Genomic DNA, 18,333 nt, shown 5'->3' with positions numbered 1-18,333 from the left:
CTGCCGTGTCGGACCCGATGCGCCCGCCCGTCTCCCACCGCCCCGAATCGACGCCGCTGCGCTCCGACCCCACTCGCCCCCGTGGCTCGCTCCGTACCGCCGTGGTCTGGGAGGTCCTCCAGGACGCCCTCGACCGCCGGGTGAAGGCCACGGGCCGTCAGGTGCTGGACGTCCTCGACACCGGCGGCGGCAGCGGCAACTTCGCGGTGCCCGTGGCCCGCCTCGGCCACCGTGTCACCGTCGTCGACCCCAGCCCGAACGCCCTGTTCGCCTTGGAGCGCCGCGCCGCCGAGGCCGGTGTCGCCGACCGTGTGCAGGGCGTGCAGGGCGACGTCCACGGCCTCTTCGACGTGGTCGGGCGAGGCGGCTACGACGTCGTGCTGTGCCACGGAGTCCTGGAGTACGTGGACGACCCGGCCGAGGGCGTCCGCAACGCCGTGGCCGCCCTGCGCCCCGACGGTGTACTGAGCCTGCTCGCCGCCGGCCTCGGCGGCGCCGTGCTCGCGCGGGCGCTCGCCGGGCACTTCAAGGAAGCCCAGCAGGCCCTCGACGACCCCGACGGCCGCTGGGGCGCCGGCGACCCCATGCCGCGTCGCTTCACCGCACACCAGCTCACCGATCTGGTCGAGGCCGCGGGCCTGAGCGTGGGCGCCGTGCACGGCGTACGCGTCTTCGCCGACCTCGTCCCCGGCGCGCTCGTGGACACCGAGCCCGGTGCCCTGGACGCGCTGCTCAGGCTGGAGGCCGCCGCCGCCGAGCTCGCGGCGTTCCACTCCGTGGCCACGCAGCTTCATGTGCTCGGTGAGACCCGGGGTGCGCTCGAGGCCTGAGTCATCTCCCGTGGTGAGGCGCTGATCAGGGACTTGGCTGCACATGGAGTACGCCACAGGCCCCCCGATCGGGCGCTCTGCGCCGTATGATCGAGGGAGACCGCCCGGCATGACGGGTCGGCTGCTGGGGAATGGAAGCCTCAGTGGGCCGGGACGTCCATGGCGGATTCCGGTTGGCCAATTGGCGTAGAGGGGCGGGTTTCACGGGGGCGATTCCCTGCCTATCCTGAAGGGACCCCCCGGGTCGCCCCGGCGACTGCACGATGAGGAGGACTCCGTGCCGCTCTCGGAGCACGAGCAGCGAATGCTCGAGCAGATGGAGCGAGCGCTGTACGCCGAAGATCCGAAGTTCGCGACAGCGCTTGAGGGAAGCGGGCTGCGCACGTACACCCGGCGACGGGTCTACCAGGCGGTCGCGGGCTTCCTCGTAGGTATCGCGCTCCTCATGGCGGGAATGGTCGCCAAGCAGGTCTGGCTCAGCGTGGTGGGCTTTCTCGTCATGCTGGGCTGTGCGGTACTCGCCGTGACCGGCTGGCGCAAGGCTCCCAAGCCGGGCGAGCAGCCCGCCGCGGGTGCCCAGCCCGCGGGCCGTCAGGGACGGCAGCGGCGCTCCATGATGGACCGTATCGAACAGCGTTGGCAGCGCCGCCGGGATGAACAGGGCGGCGGCCACTAGCTCCACGCCCGGACTCATTTGAGCATGGCGTGAGGGGGTGACCACCATCGGGTGGTCACCCCCTCACGCATGCCCTCCGGCCGCGGTCCGGGACGCGGCGGGCCCCGCCTTCCGAGGCGCTGAGGCTTCGGAGGGCGGGGCCCGAGGGAGTGGATTCAGCCAGGTTCCGCGACCAAGCGCGGCCCTGCTCTCAGCTCTGCTGCCCCGACGGCTTGCGCAGGGTCGGTCGTGCGGCCGCCGCGCGTGCCGTGAGGCCGGACCACCAGGCCGACGCCGCCCACACCACCCGTACGGCCGACCGCGGAACGAACAGCGCGCGCAGCTTGGTGCCGCGGTCGACAGTGCTCCGCAGGGTGCCGATCACCCGGCGGACATCGTCCGCGAGGCCCGCCGTCGGGCGCGGGTGCGGGGCGTAGAGCACCTGCTCCACCGCGTCCGCCACCCGGTGCACCGAGGCAGCGGCTGTCGGATCGAGCTGACCGAGCCGGACGATACGGGCCGCCGCCTTGCGCGGAGTCTGCGACTCCTCCGGCGCGATGCCGAAGTCCCAGGCGGTGTCCGTCAGTTCCTGCCAGACCGACAGGGTGTGCAGCGCCGTGCCGGCCTCGCTGCGGCCGTGCGCCCCCAGCCGTACGGCCCGGATGCGCAGCCGCCACAGCATCGGCGCCAGCGGGATCGCCACCGCCGCGAGTCCGCCGAGGATCCAGGCCAGGACGACGTACCATCTCGGGCCGTCGTCGCCACTGGTCAGTGCGGCCGCCTGGGACTCGCTCGGGCAGGCCTCCAGCTTCTTCTGCTCCGGCGTGCAGGACTCGCTCGCCGACGGCGACGCGGACGGCGCGGCGCTCGCGGACTGGGTCGGCTGCGTCACGTCCGGAAGCGTGCTGCCGGGGGTGTCCGGCTGCGTGTACTCCGGTGTCGTACCCCGCGTGGGCGTCGGCTCGAAGCGGGTCCAGCCCACGCCCTCGAAGTACAGCTCGGGCCAGGCGTGCGCGTCCCTCAAAGACACCGACACCGAACCGTCCGCCTGCTGTGAACCGGGCGCGAAGCCCACCGCCACCCGGGCGGGTATGCCCAGGGTGCGAGCCATCGCCGCCATCGCGAAGGAGAAGTGGACGCAGAAGCCCTGCTTGTCCTTGAGGAAGCGGGCGATCGCCGCGGAGCCGCTGCCGACCTGGACCTGGGTGTCGTACTGGAAGCCGCCGGTCAGCGAGAAGTACTCCTGCAGCTTGACCGCTTGCTGGTAGTGGTTCTCCGAGCCCTCGGTGACCTCGCGGGCGGTCTCGGACACCACCGCCGGCAGCGACTCGGGCAGCTGGGTGTACTCGCGCCTCAGGGTCGGCGGTGGCTCCGGGGCCGAGGCCAGCTGGTCCGCCGTCGGCTGTACGTCGAGGCTCGTCACCTCGTACGTCTGGCCGCGGGTGTTCTGGCCGTGGTCGCCGACCAGGGTCATGCCCACGGGTTCGTACCGCCAGCTGCCCTCGATGTCGACGCCGCTCGGCGGGTACGGCATCGGCAGCCAGTCCTGGGCGTACCAGTCGGCCGCGGTGATGCGGGTCTGGACCACCGAGCGCCGGACGTCGGCCCCGAGGCCGATCGGTGTCGGGAACTCGTCGGGCACGGCGCCGATGTTGCGCCGGGACGGCTTCCACGTCGTGCCGTCGAAGTCGTCCAGGGACACGATCCGCAGATACAGGTCCGAGGCGTCTTCCGGGACGGTACGCAGGGACAGGACCTGGCGGTCCTCGTCCACGTTCAGACTGTCGCGCAGGGAGACCAGCGGGTTGACCGCGGAGATCGTGCCGCCGCCTCCGTTGCCGGAGCCGACGCCCGTCCCGGCGCCGTCCAGCAGGCCGCCGTTCATCGCGGGCAGGGCCAACGGAACCACCAGGGCGAGGCCGAGCGCGACCACGCCGATACGTCTGCCGGTGCGGACCGGCGCCACCGCGCCCCCGGACTCCACCCCAGGGGTGCGCGGGGCCCCGCCGAAGACCCGGCCCCACTGCGAGAGCCGGTCACGTCCCTCGGCGAGGAGCAGCGTCAGGTAGCCCGCGGCGGCGACCACGAACCACAGCCAGTCGGCGCCGTCGGACAGCCCCGCCGCGACCGAGTACAGCGCGAGCAGCGGCAGTCCCGCCGGGGCCGCGGCGCGGAACGTCACCGCGAGGACGTCCACCGCCAGCCCGATGATCAGGACACCGCCGACCAGCATCAGCCGGATGCCGGGGTTCAGCGGTGCCGGGATCGAGTAGCGGTTGATGTCGTCCGCACCCTGCTGGAGCAGCACGCCGAACTGCTGGAAGGCGTCCGGCCCGGGGATCAGGCCGACGAGGGCCTGCTCACGGACGAAGGCGAGGGTCAGCAGCATCAGCGTGACGAGCACCTGCACGGCCACGGTCAGCGGCCGGGCCAGTGGTACCCGCCGGGTCGCCGCGCCCACGCCCGTCTGGATCGCCAGCAGGAAGGCCGCCTGCAGCAGCCAGGTCGCCGGGTCGACCAGCGGGAGCAGGGCGCACGCCGACATCAGCGTGGCCGCCCAGGCGCACAGCGCCAGTCGTGCCCGTCCGCTCATGACCGCCCCTCCCCGCCGGCCGCGGCCAAACCGGTGCGCTCGCGGTCCGCCCGACGCCACAGCTCGTTCAGCGAAGCGCCCCGCGGCACGCTCACGGCCGTCCAGCCGGCCTCACGCAGCATCCGCAGCCGCTCCTCGCTACCGTCCAACGGCCCGGGGACATCGGTCGGTTCCCGCACCCATGTGTCACTGTCCAGCAGGAAGGCGACCGCACCTCCGCTGCGCTGGCGCATCTTCGCGGCCACCGCGGCATGCTCCTCGTCGAGATCGCCGAGGAAGGCCACCAGCAGCCCTTCGTTGCCGCCGCGCAGCACGTCGTACGCGCGCGACAGGCCCGCGCCGTCGGAGTGGTCGACCACCGCGAGGGTGTCCATCATCAGTCCGGCCGCGTCCGCCGACTCCTGGCTCGCGCCCGCGAACCCCTCGGCGCCCTCGCCGGGTACCGAGGTGCCGGTGTCCGTCAACAGCCGCACCGAGAAGCCCCGTTCGAGCATGTGCACCAGCACGGACGCGGCACCGGACACCGCCCACTCGAAGGCCGAGTCGGGGCCCGCGCCCTGATAGGCGAGGCCCCGGGTGTCGAGCAGCACCGTGCACCGGGAGCGCTGCGGCTGCTCCTCGCGGCGCACCATCAACTCGCCATAGCGCGCGGTCAGGCGCCAGTGCACCCTGCGCAGATCGTCGCCGTAGCGATACCCGCGCGGGATCACGTCGTCCTCGCCGGCCAGCGCCAGCGAGCGCTGCCGCCCGTCGCCGTACCCCTTCGCCTCGCCGGTGAGCCGCACCGGCGGCAGCGGTTCCACGCGCGGGATGACGGTCAGGGTGTCGTACGTCGAGAAGGACCGGGTCAGTTCGCACATGCCGAACGGATCGGTCAGGCGCAGTTGCAGGGGCCCGAGCGGGTAGCGGCCACGCAGGTCAGAGCGGATGCGGTAGGACACCTCGCGCCGGCCGCCCGCCTCCACCCGGTCCAGGACGAAGCGGGGGCGCGGGCCGAGGACGTACGGCACCCGGTCCTGGAGCATCAGCAGGCCCGTGGGCAGCCGCGAGACGTTGTCCATCCGCAGATGGACCCGGGCCTCGCTGCCAGCGGGCACGCGCGCGGGGGAGAGGCGGCGGCTGCCGGCGACCCGGTAGCGGGTGCGGTAGAGCACGGTCGCGCAGACCAGGGGCAGCGCGGCCAGCAGCAGGCCGACCCGCAGCAGATCGCTCTGCCCGAGGACGTATGCGCAGATCGCCGCCGCCACTCCGGCGGCCAGGAAGGAGCGTCCCCGCGTGGTCAGCCCCGCCAGCGCCGTGCGCACACCGCCCTTCTCGCCCCGGTCGTCCTCCGTCGCGTGCGGAGTGCCACCGGTGGTCATCACAGCCTCCGCGGCGGCTGTTGGCCGTACGCCGTCGCGCCGTGGGCCAGGCCGAGGCCGGGCTGCTGCTGGGGCGCCGCGGGAACCGGGGTGCGCTGCAGGATCTCCTGCACGACCTGCTCCGCCGTACGGCGGTTCAGCTGGGCCTGGGCGGTGGGCAGCAGCCGGTGGGCCAGGACGGCCACGGCGAGGGCCTGGATGTCGTCCGGCAGCGCGTACTCCCGGCCGCTGAGGGCGGCCGACGCCTTCGCCGCGCGCAGCAGGTGCAGCGTCGCGCGCGGGGAGGCGCCGAGTCTGAGGTCGGGGTGGCTGCGCGTGGCGGCGACCAGCTCGACGGCGTACCGCCGGACCGCTTCGGCGACGTGCACCTCGCGCACGGCCTCGACCAGTTTCACGATCTCGTGCGCATGGGCCACCGGCTGGAGGTCGTCCAGGGGGTTGACCCCGCCGTGCACGTCCAGCATCTGCAGCTCGGCGTCCGCGCTCGGGTAGCCGATGGAGACACGGGCCATGAAGCGGTCGCGCTGGGCCTCCGGCAGCGGGTAGGTGCCCTCCATCTCGACCGGGTTCTGCGTGGCCACCACCATGAAGGGGCTCGGCAGCTCATAGGTCTGCCCGTCGATGGTGACCTGGCGCTCCTCCATGGACTCCAGCAGCGCGGACTGCGTCTTCGGCGAGGCGCGGTTGATCTCGTCGCCGATCACGATCTGCGCGAAGATCGCGCCGGGCTTGAACTCGAAGTCACGGCGCTGCTGGTCCCAGATGGACACACCTGTGATGTCCGAGGGCAGCAGGTCGGGCGTGAACTGGATACGCCGCACCGAACAGTCGATGGACCGCGCCAACGCCTTGGCCAGCATTGTCTTGCCCACACCTGGAACGTCTTCGATCAGAAGATGCCCCTCGGCGAGCAGTACGGTCAGCGAAAGCCGTACGACCTCGGGCTTGCCCTCGATCACTCCTTCCACCGAACTGCGGACACGCTCCACAGTGGCGGTCAGATCAGTGAGGCTCGCTCGATCGTCATAGGTCGTCACCCGGCCCTCCTCGGCCCGTTCTGTCCGGGCCGTCGCTCTGTGCTGCGGACCGGCCCACCCCTGGAACACGGACACCACACGTGAATAGTTCCGCGTGACGTCACACCCGCATTCTTGCTGCCGTTACCGATTCGTGTCACTCGCCCGTGGACAACTGGCCGCGATTTGCCGGTGTTATGGCCCTTTGGGCACCCCAGAACCAGAAATCAACAGCGAAACGACAGCTTCGGCGGCGGGTTACGCGGGCCCCGCGGCCGGTTACGCGGGGTCGATCTCGCGCAGCCGGCCCGTCTTCACGTCGAATACGAAGCCCCGGATGTCGTCGGTGTGCAACAGGAACGGCGAGGTGCGCACCCGCTGCATCGACTGCCGTACGTCCTGGTCGACGTCCCGAAAGGCCTCCACCGCCCAGGCGGGCCGCTGGCCGACCTCCATCTCCAGGTCGTGCCGGAACTCCTCGGTGAGGGTCTCCAGGCCACAGCCGGTGTGGTGGATGAGGACGACGCTGCGCGTGCCGAGCGCGCGCTGGCTGATGGTCAGGGAGCGGATCACGTCGTCGGTGACCACGCCGCCCGCGTTGCGGATGGTGTGGCAGTCGCCCAGGTCCAGGCCGAGGGCGGCGTGCAGGTCGAGGCGGGCGTCCATACAGGCCACCACGGCGACTTGCAGAACGGGACGGGCGTCCATACCCGGGTCGGTGAATGCGGCGGCGTACCGCGCGTTGGCCTCTACGAGACGATCGGTGACGGTGCCACCCGATATGGCGCCTTCGGGGCCAGCGGGAACTGATGCGGAAGTCGTCATACCCATGACGGTACTGGTCACATCCGTTTGACGGTACTGGTCACGTCCGTTCTGGGCCCGCTGTGAGAGAGGACAAAGAACCTCAATGAACCTTGTTGTGAGGTAACCCACAAGCGTGATCGGGGAGCGCCCGGACGAGTGGTTTTCCGCGCCCGGCCGCTTCCTTCGCGCCCCGTGCCGCGACGCGCAGGCCGGTTGATTGACCGCGAGACAGCGTGGACTAAAGTGACGCGAAGCGGGAGGCGAGACTCTCCCTGCTGGACTGCATTCCCCCCGGAGACCCCGGTGATTTTCCGGAGATCTCCCCGCGTGCGCGGCGCGTACGTACGGCTCGGCCTCCTCCCGCTCCCGGTCGGCTGACGCTTCCGGCGCCGGCAGGCCTTCCCCTTCTCGAGCGGGCGGGGACCCGGCGGTGCGTACGGGCCCGCCGGATCTGAGAGGGCCCCTTGAGCCAGAGTCGACACGTCCCGGTGATGCTCCAGCGGTGCCTGGACCTGTTGGCCCCCGCCCTCCAGGCCCCCGGAGCGGTGGTCGTCGACTGCACGCTCGGCCTCGGCGGCCACAGCGAAGCCCTGCTCAGGCAGTTCCCCGAGGCACGGCTCGTCGCCCTCGACCGGGACAAGGAGGCCCTGCGCCTGTCCGGCGAGCGGCTCGCCCCCTTCGGCGAGCGGGCCACCCTGGTGCACGCCGTATACGACGAGCTGCCGGACGTACTGGAGCGGCTCGGCATCGCGCGCGTGCAGGGCGTTCTCTTCGACCTCGGCGTCTCCTCCATGCAGCTCGACGAGGCCGGCCGCGGTTTCGCCTACGCCCAGGACGCGCCGCTGGACATGCGCATGGACCAGACGACCGGCATCAGCGCCGCCGAGGTCCTCAATACCTACCCGGCGGGCGAACTCGTCCGGATCCTGCGGTTGTACGGCGAGGAGAAGCAGGCCAAGCGGATCGTCTCCGCGGTCGTGCGGGAGCGCGAGAAGGAGCCGTTCAGCAACAGCGCCCGGCTCGTGGAGCTGATCCGGGACGCGCTGCCGCAGGCCGCCAAGCGCACCGGCGGCAACCCGGCCAAGCGCACCTTCCAGGCCCTGCGTATCGAGGTCAACGGGGAACTCTCCGTCCTGGAGCGGGCGATCCCGGCCGCCGTGAAGGCGCTCGACGTGGGCGGACGGATCGCCGTGCTGTCGTACCACTCGCTGGAGGACCGGCTGGTCAAGCAGGTGTTCGCGGCCGGCGCCGCCACCACCGCGCCCCCCGGCCTGCCGGTCGTCCCCGAGCGCTACCAGCCGCGGCTCAAGCTGCTCACCCGCGGTGCCGAACTTCCCACCGAGGACGAGGTCGCCGAGAACCGGCGAGCGGCACCGGCGCGACTGCGCGGAGCCGAGCGCGTCAGGGAGGACGTGGAGTGAGGGGCGTGAGGGGCATGAGTGGGTTGGGAAACCGGACTCGCAGGTGGGTGAGTCGGTTGGGGAACCGGACTCAGGGGAGGGCGAGTGAGTAGGAAACCCCAACTGAGGGGGCGTGCGGCCCGTCTCGCACGCCTCATCCCAGGAGCCGGTGGCCGCAACCAGGCCGCCCGTACCCCCTTCGTCCTCCTGGTGGTCCTCCTCCTCGGCGGCGGCCTCATCGGACTCCTGGTGCTGAACTCGGCGCTCAGCGAAGGGGCGTTCAGACTCGACGACCTGCAGAAGGAGACCCAGAGCCTCACCGACGAGGAACAGGCCCTGCAGCGGGACATCGACGCCTATTCGGCCCCCGACGCCCTCCAGCGCCGCGCCCGCGAGCTGGGCATGATCCCCGGCGGCGACCCCGCCTTCCTCGACCCCGACGGCACCGTGAAGGGCGTCCCCTCACCCGCCGAGGGCATGGAGAGCGACGCGTTCGCCCCCCTCGTCCTCGCCCCCGAGGCACTGCCGGCCGACCCGGCGGCAGGCCCGGCCACGATCCCGACGCCCACACCCACGCCCCTGGACGCCGCGGCGCTCCCGACGCCCGCCGCGCCCGCAGCACCGGCCCCCACCCCGACCCCGACCCTCGGCAGGTGACGGAAGTGTCCGACAGGGAACCGCCGCGCCGCCGCGTGCCCGGCCCGGCCCGGCCCGACCGCCCCCGCAGCAGCGGCCAGCGGCGCCCGGGCCCCGGCGCCCGCCCGGCCCGCCGCCCGAACCCGGCCGCCGCCCGCTCCAACCGTCCCGGCGTCATCCGGCTGGGCAGCCCCCGCCCCCGGCTGCGCATGGTCAGCCTCGCGCTGACCCTCGTACTGATCGCGTTCGTCGTACGACTGCTCCAGGTCCAGGCCGTGGACGCCGACACCCTGGCCGCCAAGGCCGGGCAGAACCGGTACGTCGGCCGCACCCTGGCCGCCGAACGCGGCGAGATCACCGACCGCAACGGCGTCGCGCTCGCGACCAGCGAGGACGCGTACGACATCACGGCCGACCCCACGCTGTTCAGCCGTGAGCAGCTGAAGATCGACGACGGGCCCGAGCAGGCCGCCGCTCTCCTCGCGCCGATCCTCGGCGTGGACCAGGACGGCCTGGTCAAGAAGCTCAGGCCGGAGAACAAGGAGCTCCGCTACGCCCTGCTGGCGCGGCGGCAGACACCGCAGGTCTGGCAGCAGATCAAGGACCTGAAGAGCACGCTGGCCACCAAGGCCGAGTCCGACAAGAGCACGGTCAACGTCCTCGCGGGCGTCCTCGCGGAACCCACCAGCAAGAGGGTCTACCCGAACAGTGAGCTGGCCGCCGGGATACTGGGCTGGGTCAACGCCGACGGCAAGGGGGGCGGCGGTGTCGAGCGGCAGCTGAACTCCGCGCTGGCCGGCAAGGACGGCAAGATCCGCTACGCCCAGTCCGGTGGCCGCCAGGTGCCCACGGTGGCATCGACCGAGACGCCCGCCGTGCCCGGCAGCGACGTCGAGCTGACCATCGACCGCGACATCCAGTGGGCCGCACAGAACGCGATCACCGAGCAGGTGCGGGAATCCGAGGCGGACCGCGGCTACGTGATAGTGCAGGACACCAAGACCGGCGAGATCCTGGCCATGGCCAACTCGCCCGGCTTCGACCCCAACGACCTCTCCCAGGCCGACGCGGAGTCCCTGCACAACTGGGCCCTGGAGGACGCGTACGAGCCCGGCTCCACCGCCAAGGTCATGTCGATGGCCGCCGTCCTCGAAGAGAACGTCGCGACCCCGCTGACGCATGTCATCGTGCCCAACCGGCTGCACCGCGGCGACCGGCTGTTCAAGGACGACATCGACCACGAGACCTGGTACCTGACGCTGAACGGCGTGCTCGCCAAGTCCAGCAACATCGGCACCATCCTGGCGACCGGCCAGCTCGGCAAGACCCAGGCCGAGTCCAACCAGATCCTCTACTCCTATCTGCGCAAGTTCGGCCTCGGCAGCTACAGCGGGCTCGGCATCCCCGGCGAGACCAAGGGCATCCTCGCGCCGCCCGGCCAGTGGTCGACCTCGCAGCAGTACACGATTCCTTTCGGCCAGGGCGTGTCCCTCAACGCGATGCAGGCCGCATCCGTCTACTCGACGATCGCCAACGGCGGGGTACGCGTAGAACCCTCGCTCGTCCGCGGCACCACCGGCGCCGACGGCCGCTTCACTCCCGCCGCGAAGCCCGAGAAGACCAGAGTCGTCAGCGAGAAGACGGCCAAGACGCTCGCCCAGATGCTGGAGTCCGTCGTGGACGACCGGGACGGCACCGGCACCAAGGCGCGGATTCCCGGCTACCGCGTCGCGGGCAAGACGGGCACCGCCAACCGCGTGGATCCGGCCACCGGCAAGTACCACGGCTACACCTCGTCGTTCGCCGGATTCGCGCCGGCCGACAAGCCCCGTATCACCGTCTACTGCGCCATCCAGAACGCCACCGCGGGCAGCTACTTCGGCGGCCAGATCTGCGGACCCGTCTACAAGAAGGTCATGGAGTTCGCGCTGAAGACCCTCCAGGTCCCGCCGACCGGGGCCAAGCCCGCCAATCTGCCGGTCGAATACTGACCCTGATCAGCACCGAGCCACCAGGAACCCCCTCGTGACAACGATCACTCCCGATTCCGGGAACCAGGGCGCAGCCGCGCCCTCACTTCGCCCCGAAGCGGGTGCGCCGGGTACGCTCACCGCCGTGCCACACGCTGATCAGTCCCAAACCACTCAGAAGGGCGCACCCGTGACATATCCGGGGCCGCCCAGGCCGGTTCAGGTCTCCGCCACACCCCTCGCGGAACTCGCCGATCAGCTGGGTGGTGCCGCGCAGCCGGAAGTCGCCGCCGAGGTCACGGGCATCACCCATGACTCGCGCGCCGTCCGCCCCGGCGACCTGTACGCCGCCCTCCCGGGCGCCCGCCTGCACGGCGCCGACTTCGTCACTCAGGCCGCCGGCCTCGGCGCGGTCGCCGTGCTGACCGACCCGACCGGCGCCGAACGCGCCGCGGCCACCGGGCTCCCGGTCCTGGTCGTCGACGACCCGCGCGGACGGATGGGCGAGCTGGCGGCCACGATCTACGGCCACCCCGGCCGGGACCTGCTCCAGATCGGCATCACCGGCACCTCGGGCAAGACCACGACGGCCTACCTCGTGGAGGGCGGCCTGAAGACGGTCAGGTCCACGGGGCTCATCGGCACGGTCGAGATGCGCATCGGCGAGGAGCGCATCAAGTCCGAGCGCACCACCCCCGAAGCCACCGACCTCCAGGCCCTGTTCGCCGTCATGCGCGAACGCGGCGTCGAGGCGGTCGCCATGGAGGTCTCCAGCCACGCGCTGGTCCTCGGCCGCGTCGACGGCTGCGTCTTCGACATCGCCGTCTTCACCAACCTCAGCCCGGAACACATGGAGTTCCACTCCGACATGGAGGACTACTTCCGGGCCAAGGCACAGCTCTTCACGCCGAAACGCAGCAGACTCGGCGTGGTCAACCTCGACGACGAGTACGGCCGCAGGCTCGCCAAGGAGTCCGCCGTCCCGGTCGTCACCTTCTCCGCCGAGGGCCATCCCGACGCCGACTGGCGCGCGGAGGACGTCCAGGTGGGGCCCATGGACTCGGCGTTCACCGCCATCGGCCCCAAGGGCGAGCGGATCGTCGCCAAGTCCCCGCTGGCGGGCCCCTTCAATGTGGCCAACACCCTCGCCGCGATCGTCGCCCTGGCCACCGCGGGCCTCGACCCGCAGACCGCCGCCGACGGCATCGCCGCCGTGCCGGGCGTGCCAGGCCGGCTTGAGCGGGTGGACGCCGGTCAGCCGTATCTCGCGGTCGTGGACTACGCACACAAGACCGACGCCGTCGAATCGGTGCTCCGGGCCCTGCGCAAGGTCACCGAGGGCAAGCTGCACGTCGTGCTCGGCTGCGGCGGCGACCGCGACACGACCAAGCGCGAGCCGATGGGAGCCGCCGCCGCGCGGCTCGCCGACACCGCCGTACTGACCTCCGACAACCCCCGCTCCGAGGACCCCCTCGCGATCCTCGCCGCCATGCTTCAGGGCGCGGCGTCCGTTCCAGCACACGAGCGGGGCGAGGTCCAGGTCTTCGAGGACCGGGCCGCCGCGATCGCCGCCGCCGCCGCCCGCGCGCAGCCCGGGGACACCGTGCTGGTCGCGGGCAAGGGCCATGAGCAGGGCCAGGACATCGCCGGGGTGGTCCGCCCCTTCGACGACCGCCAGGTGCTTCGCGAAGCAATCCGGAAAACCCAGGGATGAGAATCCAGAAGACCCAGGGGATGAACTTGTGATCGCCCTCTCTCTCGCCGAGATCGCAGCAGTCGTCGGCGGGCAGACGCACGACATACCGGATCCGTCCGTCCAGGTCACGGGACCGGTCGTCCGGGACTCCCGTGAGGCGGGCCCCGGCAGCCTCTTCGTCGCCTTCGTCGGCGAGCGCGTGGACGGCCACGACTTCGCGGCCCAGGTCGTCGCAGCGGGAGCGGCCGCCGTCCTGGCGTCCCGCCCCGTGGGTGCCCCCACCATCGTGGTCGAGGACGTCCAGACGGCCCTCGGCGCGCTCGCGCGTCATGTCGTACGACGGCTCGGCACGACCCTCGTGGCGCTCACCGGCTCGGCCGGCAAGACCAGCACCAAGGACCTCATCGCCCAGGTGCTGCAGCGCAAGGCGCCGACCGTGTGGACACCCGGCTCGTTCAACAACGAGATCGGACTGCCGCTGACCGCGCTGAGCGCCACCGAGGAGACGAAGTTCCTCGTCCTGGAGATGGGCGCCCGCGGCCTCGGCCACATCCGCTACCTCACGGATCTGACGCCCCCGAAGGTCGGCCTCGTCCTGAACGTCGGCACCGCCCACATCGGCGAGTTCGGCGGCCGGGAGCAGATCGCGCAGGCCAAGGGCGAACTCGTAGAGGCCCTTCCGGAAGACGGCGCGGCGATCCTCAACGCCGACGATCCCCTCGTACGGGCCATGGCATCCCGTACGAAGGCGAAGGTGATCCTTTTCGGAGAGTCCGGCGAAGCGGACGTACGCGCCGAGAACGTGCGGCTCACGGACAGTGGACAGCCTGCTTTCACCCTTCACACACCCTCCGGTGCAAGCGACGTGACCATGCGCCTGTACGGTGAGCACCACGTGTCGAACGCGCTCGCCGCGGCCGCCGTCGCCCATGAGCTGGGCATGTCCGCGGAAGAGATCGCCACCGCGCTCTCCGAGGCGGGCTCCCTCTCCCGCTGGCGGATGGAGGTCACCGAGCGCCCGGACGGCGTGACGGTCGTCAACGACGCCTACAACGCGAACCCCGAGTCCATGCGAGCCGCCCTGCGCGCGCTCGCGGCCATGGGCAAGGGGCGGCGGACCTGGGCGGTGCTCGGCAAGATGGCCGAGCTCGGGGACGAGGCTCTCGCCGAGCACGACGCGGTCGGACGGCTCGCCGTCCGGCTCAACGTCAGCAAGCTCGTCGCGGTCGGGGGCAGGGAAGCGTCCTGGCTGCAACTGGGCGCATATAACGAGGGTTCGTGGGGTGAGGAGTCGGTGCACGTGTCCGACGCACAGGCGGCGGTCGACCTGTTGCGCAGCGAATTGCGCCCGGGAGACGTCGTACTCGTGAAGGCGTCCCGGTCGGTCGGGCTCGAGAGCGTGGCGCAGGCGCTCGTCGGGACCGGTGCCGAGGGTGAGGTTGCCGCCCGATGATGAAGCAGATCCTGTTCTCAGGAGTCATTGGCCTCTTTCTGACCCTGGTCGGCACCCCGTTGCTGATCAAGCTGCTCGCTCGCAAGGGTTACGGCCAGTACATCCGGGACGACGGCCCGCGTGAGCACGCCAGCAAGCGCGGTACGCCGACGATGGGCGGTATCGCCTTCATCTTCGCGACGGTGGCCGCCTACTTCCTGTCCAAGCTGATCACCGGCTACTCGGTGACCTACTCGGGCGTGCTCGTCCTCGGCCTGATGGTCGGCATGGGTCTGGTCGGCTTCCTCGACGACTACATCAAGATCGTCAAGCGGCGCTCGCTGGGTCTGCGGGCCAAGGCGAAGATGGCCGGCCAGTTGCTCGGCGGCATCTCCTTCGCGGTGCTTGCGCTGCAGTTCGAGGATGCCCGCGGCAACGCCCCGGCGTCCACGAAGCTGTCGTTCATCACCGACTTCGGCTGGACGATCGGCCCGGTGCTGTTCGTCGTCTGGGCGCTGTTCATGATCCTCGCGATGTCGAACGGCGTGAACCTCACCGACGGTCTGGACGGTCTGGCCACCGGCGCCTCCGTGCTCGTCTTCGGCGCCTACACATTCATCGGCGTGTGGCAGTTCCAGGAGTCGTGCGCCAACGCGCAGGACCTGACCAACCCGGGCGCCTGTTACGAGGTACGCGATCCGCTCGACCTCGCGGTCATCTCCGCCGCGCTGATGGGCGCCTGCCTCGGCTTCCTGTGGTGGAACACCTCGCCCGCCAAGATCTTCATGGGCGACACCGGTTCGCTCGCGCTCGGCGGCGTCCTCGCGGGCCTGGCGATCTGCTCCCGCACCGAGCTGCTGATCGCCATCCTCGGCGGTCTGTTCGTCCTGATCACGATGTCCGTGGTCATCCAGGTCGGCTCCTTCCGTATGACCGGAAAGCGCGTGTTCCGGATGGCGCCACTCCAGCACCACTTCGAACTCAAGGGCTGGTCAGAAGTGCTCGTCGTGGTCCGCTTCTGGATCATTCAGGGCATCTGTGTGATCGTCGGACTGGGCCTCTTCTACGCGGGATGGGCAGCGGACAAGTGACCTCCTCGGAGCCCTTCGAGTTTCAGGGCCAGCACGTCACCGTCGCCGGGCTGGGCGTCTCCGGCGTCCCGGCGGCCAAGGTCCTGCACGGCCTCGGCGCGCACGTCACCGTCGTCAACGACGGCGACGACGCACGCGCGCGTGCACAGGCCGCGGAACTGGAGGCGCTCGGCATCACCGTCCGTCTCGGCGACGGCGCGACCTTGCCCGAGGGCACCGACCTGATCGTCACCGCACCCGGCTGGAAGCCGGACAAGCCGCTGTTCGCGGCGGCACATGAAGCCGGCATCGACATCTGGGGCGACGTCGAACTGGCCTGGCGCCTGCGCGGCCCCGACGCGGCCCCCTGGCTCGCCGTCACCGGCACCAACGGCAAGACCACCACCGTCCAGATGCTCGCCTCGATCCTGAAGGCGGCGGGCCTGCGCACGGCCGCCGTCGGCAACATCGGCGTCTCCCTGCTGGACGCGGTGCTCGGCGAGGAGCAGTACGACGTCCTGGCCGTCGAGCTCTCCAGCTACCAGCTCCACTGGGCGCCCTCCCTGCGCGCCCACTCCGCCGCCGTCCTCAACCTCGCCCCCGACCACCTCGACTGGCACGGCTCCATGGAGGCGTACATCGCCGACAAGGGCCGTATCTACGAGGGCAATCGCGTCGCCTGCGTCTACAACGTCGCCGACAAGGCCACCGAGGACCTGGTCCGCGAGGCCGACGTCGAGGAGGGCTGCCGGGCCGTCGGCTTCACCCTCGGCACCCCCGGCCCCTCCCAACTCGGCGTCGTGGACGGCATCCTGGTCGACCGTGCCTTCGTCGAGAACCGGCAGAAGAACGCCCAGGAGCTCGCCGAGGTCTCCGACGTCAACCCGCCGGCCCCGCACAACATCGCCAACGCCCTTGCGGCCGCCGCCCTCGCGCGCGCCTTCGGGGTACCCGCGGCGGCCGTACGGGACGGGCTGCGGGCGTTCACCCCGGACGCCCACCGCATCGCGCACGTCGCCGACGTGGACGGGGTCGCCTACGTCGACGACTCCAAGGCGACCAACACGCACGCGGCCCAGGCCTCGTTGGCGGCGTACGACTCGATCGTCTGGATCGCGGGCGGTCTGGCGAAGGGCGCGACCTTCGACGAACTGGTCGCCAAGTCGGCGAAGCGGCTGCGCGCAGTGGTCCTGATCGGCGCCGACCGTGCGCTGATCCGTGAAGCCCTGGTGCGACACGCGCCCGAGGTACCCGTCGTCGACCTCGACCGGACCGACACTGGGGCGATGCTCGCGGCGGTCCAGGAGGCGCGGCGACTCGCCGTTGCCGGAGACACGGTGCTGTTGGCACCTGCCTGTGCCTCCATGGACATGTTCGCCAACTACAACAAGCGTGGAGACGCGTTCGCGGACGCTGTTCGCGAACTCGGCGCCTGACCCCGGCCGCCGGCTGCCGGGCGACCTTGGGAGGGACGCGTGGAGCCGTCGAGGCCGACGTACAGCGGAGGCAGCGATGCCCGGTAGCCGTACCGGGCGGCCGCCCGTGCAGCGGGACGTCCGCCGGCCCGCCGATGCGCGGACCCCGGGCGAGAATCCCGTCGCCCGGCTGGTCACGCGCACCCAGAAGGCCTGGGACCGCCCGTTGACCGCGTACTACCTGATCCTCGGCGGCAGCCTGCTGATCACCGTGCTCGGACTGGTGATGGTCTACTCGGCGTCCCAGATCACCGCGCTGCAGCTGTCGTTGCCGGGGTCGTACTTCTTCCGCAAGCAGGCCCTGGCCGCGCTGCTCGGCGCCGGACTGCTGTTCGCCGCCTCGCGGATGCCGGTCAAGCTGCACCGGGCGCTGGCCTACCCGATACTGGCGGGCGCCGTGTTCCTGATGGCCCTGGTGCAGGTGCCGGGGATAGGGGTGGCGGTCAACGGCAACCAGAACTGGATCTCCATCGCCGGTCCTTTCCAGCTGCAGCCCAGCGAGTTCGGCAAGCTCGCGCTGGTGCTGTGGGGCGCCGACCTGCTCGCCCGCAAGCAGGACAAGAACCTGCTCAGCCAGTGGAAGCACATGCTGGTGCCGCTCGTTCCGGTGGCGTTCATGCTGCTCGGGTTGATCATGCTCGGCGGCGACATGGGTACGGCGATCATCCTGACGGCGATCCTGTTCGGCCTGCTGTGGCTGGCGGGGGCGCCCACCAGGCTGTTCGTGGGCGTGCTGACGGGGGCGGCCTTCGTCGGCGCGATCCTGATCAAGACCAGCCCGAACCGTATGGCCCGCTTCGCCTGCATCGGCGCCACCGAGCCAGGCAGCGGCACCGCCGACTGCTGGCAGGCCGTGCACGGCATCTACGCGCTCGCCTCCGGCGGACTCTTCGGTTCCGGACTCGGTGCGAGCGTGGAAAAATGGGGTCAACTGCCCGAAGCGCACACGGACTTCATCTTCGCCGTCACCGGTGAGGAACTGGGCCTGGCGGGGACGCTGTCGGTACTCGCCCTCTTCGCGGCTCTAGGCTATGCGGGTATCCGCGTGGCCGGACGCACGGAGGACCCGTTCGTGAGGTATGCCGCGGGAGGCGTGACCACCTGGATCACCGCTCAGGCAGTGATCAACATCGGTGCGGTGCTCGGTCTGCTGCCGATCGCCGGCGTCCCCCTCCCGCTGTTCTCCTACGGAGGATCCGCCCTGCTGCCGACCATGTTCGCCATCGGGCTGCTGATCGCCTTCGCGCGTGACGAGCCCGCTGCGCGGGCGGCGCTTTCCATGCGGCAACCTCGCTTTGGTAGAAAGCGCGCGGGACGCCCTTCGGGGCCGGGCAGATGGAACACGATGCGACGGCGTGCCTCAGCGGCGCGTTCGTCCGGAGAGCGGTGAAT

General features: G+C 71.0%; 14 protein-coding genes. 10 read left to right on the top strand and 4 right to left on the bottom strand.

The window, feature by feature from the left end:
- Positions 1–5: 5 nt before the first annotated feature.
- Entirely contained in the window at positions 6–830 is an 825-nt protein-coding gene (locus tag QQY66_RS12420) for a methyltransferase (RefSeq protein WP_301979246.1), read from the top strand.
- 277 nt (positions 831–1,107) lie between these two features.
- Positions 1,108–1,506, top strand: a complete 399-nt coding sequence (locus QQY66_RS12415) for a DUF3040 domain-containing protein (protein WP_301979245.1) — start codon at positions 1,108–1,110, stop codon at positions 1,504–1,506.
- Between the two features lie 190 nt (positions 1,507–1,696).
- On the opposite strand, the gene QQY66_RS12410 is transcribed toward QQY66_RS12415, so the two are convergent.
- The 4 genes from QQY66_RS12410 to QQY66_RS12395 all read right to left on the bottom strand — a co-directional run bounded on the left by QQY66_RS12410 (position 1,697) and on the right by QQY66_RS12395 (position 7,280).
- Positions 1,697–4,078 (bottom strand): DUF3488 and transglutaminase-like domain-containing protein, encoded by a 2,382-nt coding sequence (locus QQY66_RS12410; RefSeq protein ID WP_301979244.1) that lies wholly within the window; start codon positions 4,076–4,078, stop codon positions 1,697–1,699.
- Entirely contained in the window at positions 4,075–5,439 is a 1,365-nt protein-coding gene (locus tag QQY66_RS12405) for a DUF58 domain-containing protein (RefSeq protein WP_301979243.1), read from the bottom strand. The genes QQY66_RS12410 and QQY66_RS12405 overlap by 4 nt, the downstream gene beginning before the upstream one ends.
- The gene (locus QQY66_RS12400; protein WP_301979241.1) at positions 5,439–6,476 is read right to left on the bottom strand and encodes a MoxR family ATPase; all 1,038 of its coding nucleotides are present in this window, start codon (positions 6,474–6,476) and stop codon (positions 5,439–5,441) included. Before QQY66_RS12400 ends, QQY66_RS12405 begins: the two co-directional genes overlap by 1 nt.
- 258 nt (positions 6,477–6,734) lie before the next feature.
- Positions 6,735–7,280 (bottom strand): carbonic anhydrase, encoded by a 546-nt coding sequence (locus QQY66_RS12395; protein WP_301979239.1) that lies wholly within the window; start codon positions 7,278–7,280, stop codon positions 6,735–6,737.
- A gap of 446 nt (positions 7,281–7,726) precedes the next feature.
- On the opposite strand from QQY66_RS12395, the gene rsmH reads away from it, so the two are divergent.
- From rsmH to ftsW, 8 genes are all read left to right on the top strand, one after another.
- The gene (rsmH, locus tag QQY66_RS12390; RefSeq protein WP_301979237.1) at positions 7,727–8,683 is read left to right on the top strand and encodes a 16S rRNA (cytosine(1402)-N(4))-methyltransferase RsmH; all 957 of its coding nucleotides are present in this window, start codon (positions 7,727–7,729) and stop codon (positions 8,681–8,683) included.
- Positions 8,684–8,767: 84 nt separating this feature from the next.
- A complete protein-coding gene (locus QQY66_RS12385) occupies positions 8,768–9,319 on the top strand; it encodes a septum formation initiator family protein (RefSeq protein WP_301979235.1) in 552 nt (183 codons plus the stop codon).
- Positions 9,316–11,289 carry a penicillin-binding protein 2 gene (locus QQY66_RS12380; protein WP_301979233.1) on the top strand — a complete coding sequence of 658 codons (1,974 nt, stop codon included), beginning with the start codon at positions 9,316–9,318 and terminating at the stop codon, positions 11,287–11,289. Before QQY66_RS12385 ends, QQY66_RS12380 begins: the two co-directional genes overlap by 4 nt.
- A 169-nt stretch (positions 11,290–11,458) precedes the next feature.
- Positions 11,459–12,982 (top strand): UDP-N-acetylmuramoyl-L-alanyl-D-glutamate--2,6-diaminopimelate ligase, encoded by a 1,524-nt coding sequence (locus QQY66_RS12375; RefSeq protein ID WP_301979231.1) that lies wholly within the window; start codon positions 11,459–11,461, stop codon positions 12,980–12,982.
- Positions 12,983–13,010: 28 nt separating this feature from the next.
- On the top strand, positions 13,011–14,417 hold the full coding sequence (murF, locus tag QQY66_RS12370) for a UDP-N-acetylmuramoyl-tripeptide--D-alanyl-D-alanine ligase (protein WP_301979229.1): 1,407 nt from the start codon (positions 13,011–13,013) through the stop codon (positions 14,415–14,417).
- Positions 14,417–15,487, top strand: coding sequence for a phospho-N-acetylmuramoyl-pentapeptide-transferase (mraY, locus tag QQY66_RS12365; RefSeq protein WP_301987282.1), 1,071 nt, complete (start codon positions 14,417–14,419; stop codon positions 15,485–15,487). The genes murF and mraY overlap by 1 nt, the downstream gene beginning before the upstream one ends.
- Positions 15,469–16,902, top strand: a complete 1,434-nt coding sequence (murD, locus tag QQY66_RS12360; RefSeq protein WP_301979227.1) for a UDP-N-acetylmuramoyl-L-alanine--D-glutamate ligase — start codon at positions 15,469–15,471, stop codon at positions 16,900–16,902. The genes mraY and murD overlap by 19 nt, the downstream gene beginning before the upstream one ends.
- Positions 16,903–16,978: 76 nt before the next feature.
- On the top strand, positions 16,979–18,331 hold the full coding sequence (gene ftsW, locus QQY66_RS12355) for a putative lipid II flippase FtsW (protein WP_301979225.1): 1,353 nt from the start codon (positions 16,979–16,981) through the stop codon (positions 18,329–18,331).
- The last annotated feature ends 2 nt before the right edge of the window (positions 18,332–18,333 follow it).

The sequence above is a fragment of the Streptomyces sp. DG2A-72 genome, assembly GCF_030499575.1.
Classification (GTDB): Bacteria; Actinomycetota; Actinomycetes; order Streptomycetales; family Streptomycetaceae; genus Streptomyces.
This window is presented reverse-complemented; position numbering and strand designations above follow the sequence as displayed.

Coding starts and splice junctions, on each gene's coding strand:
- ftsW (WP_301979225.1), top strand. CDS start 16,979: ATGCCCGGTAGCCGTACCGGGCGGCCGCCCGTGCAGCGGGACGTCCGC.
- QQY66_RS12410 (WP_301979244.1), bottom strand. CDS start 4,078: ATGAGCGGACGGGCACGACTGGCGCTGTGCGCCTGGGCGGCCACGCTG.
- mraY (WP_301987282.1), top strand. CDS start 14,417: ATGAAGCAGATCCTGTTCTCAGGAGTCATTGGCCTCTTTCTGACCCTG.
- QQY66_RS12405 (WP_301979243.1), bottom strand. CDS start 5,439: ATGACCACCGGTGGCACTCCGCACGCGACGGAGGACGACCGGGGCGAG.
- QQY66_RS12395 (WP_301979239.1), bottom strand. CDS start 7,280: ATGACGACTTCCGCATCAGTTCCCGCTGGCCCCGAAGGCGCCATATCG.
- murD (WP_301979227.1), top strand. CDS start 15,469: ATGGGCAGCGGACAAGTGACCTCCTCGGAGCCCTTCGAGTTTCAGGGC.